Annotated in this window: 2 protein-coding genes and 1 pseudogene; all 3 read right to left on the bottom strand. The window is 35.3% G+C overall.

Annotated elements, in window-relative coordinates; translation table 11 throughout:
• Positions 1-440 precede the first annotated feature (440 nt).
• Positions 441-716 carry a hypothetical protein gene (locus F885_RS0120125; RefSeq protein ID WP_005315444.1) on the bottom strand — a complete coding sequence of 92 codons (276 nt, stop codon included), beginning with the start codon at positions 714-716 and terminating at the stop codon, positions 441-443.
• Positions 717-799: 83 nt separating this feature from the next.
• Complete coding sequence (locus F885_RS12300; protein WP_005315440.1) at positions 800-1,081, bottom strand: hypothetical protein; 282 nt, start codon at positions 1,079-1,081, stop codon at positions 800-802.
• Positions 1,078-1,380: pseudogene (locus tag F885_RS12305) on the bottom strand (hypothetical protein); the annotation flags it as partial. The gene F885_RS12300 and the pseudogene F885_RS12305, both read right to left, overlap by 4 nt.

The following is a 1,380-nucleotide window of genomic DNA, read 5'->3' as shown; positions in this document are numbered from 1 at the left end:
AAAAGAAAGTAAAACCGATAACCATATCGGACATGTAATAAATATCATAAAAATTAAAAATGTACGGCCCATAATCAAAGACCTCAAAAATATCCTGAAAAGATCCAAACAAGCAAAACAGCACAAGCACCAGTAAAAAAACCAAGCCCATAACCCACATGAAACCTAAATTTTAGTTCTTGTTTTGCTGAAACTCTTTCTTTAAATTCTGTCATATTTTGCCAATCCGTATTTTGGGGTGAAAAATATTAAGTTGTTGAAATTTAATAATTAGCTTGTGCCAGGGAAAAGCCGGAGAAAGATCTGCAGTAAGACACTCGGTTGTAATAAAATGCCAGTCATTACAGTCTTTCTTTAACCCAATAAAATAGATGCTCACCAAAAAAGAAAAGCATAAGAATTAAAAATGTTATGCCTAAAATATCTTCTGTAGTCATAGTTCAAACTTCCTTAAAACCAAACATACGCGCCAATGCACCCGGAGTACGATCAGATGCTTCTTTAATAATACGCTCAAGTGATTGTCGCATTGTTTCACCTTCAAGTTTAGATATTTCCTTAAGAGCAAAATAACACTCAGAACTAATCACAGTATCAAGTCGCCTTGTATCGCCAGCATCACTATTTCGCTCCCTGTATGCACGTTGACGTTCAGCGCTTGTTTTAGGTTCAGGCTTAAATACATCAATTGTTTTATTATCTTTAGGATCTTTCATTGTGCGTTACCGTGTAACTATAATTATTAAATCCATCATAGCAAACGTTACACGGTAACGCAATTAATATAAAAACATGAGAATCATGTGGACGTTTTCTTTTCATTCTTTAAAGCCCTATATTGCTCGATAGCCTGTTTAATCAATCTTTGCTTTTCATCCAATGGCACATATTTACCCTTGAATCGATATAAGTAACCGTCATTTGTTTTAATTCGACTAGGATGCTCAAAATGCAATGAAATCAGATTTAAGAGCGTTTTTAAGAAGCCTGTGCAGATTGCACCCGTAATGACTCCAGCTACGAATACAACGAAAAGAAGCTGTTCTAATTGAGCTATTTCCACTAGAGATAAAGTAGTCATAAAGAATTAACGCCTATGTCTTTAGATTTAAGTGTTTGAGTTTCATAAACAACGTTATTTGCTCGATTTTTTTCATCAAGATATTGAAGATATTTAGCATATTGCTCAGGTGTCATTGGCGTATCTTGATGTAATGTAGAAGCAACATAATTACCTGATTGTGTAATGCCTGTATTGATCGCTCGAGGCTGTTTTGAGTAGTCGAAAGGACGATTGCCACGCATATAGTTCTGACAGTCAGTTTGACTGACATCAGGCATATAATTGCCTTGCTGATCTATAGCAACCAACTTGCCACT

It is taken from the genome of Acinetobacter higginsii (assembly GCF_000369845.1).
GTDB lineage: Bacteria > Pseudomonadota > Gammaproteobacteria > Pseudomonadales > Moraxellaceae > Acinetobacter > Acinetobacter higginsii.
This window is presented reverse-complemented; position numbering and strand designations above follow the sequence as displayed.

Coding starts and splice junctions, on each gene's coding strand:
- F885_RS0120125 (WP_005315444.1), bottom strand. CDS start 716: ATGAAAGATCCTAAAGATAATAAAACAATTGATGTATTTAAGCCTGAA.
- F885_RS12300 (WP_005315440.1), bottom strand. CDS start 1,081: ATGACTACTTTATCTCTAGTGGAAATAGCTCAATTAGAACAGCTTCTT.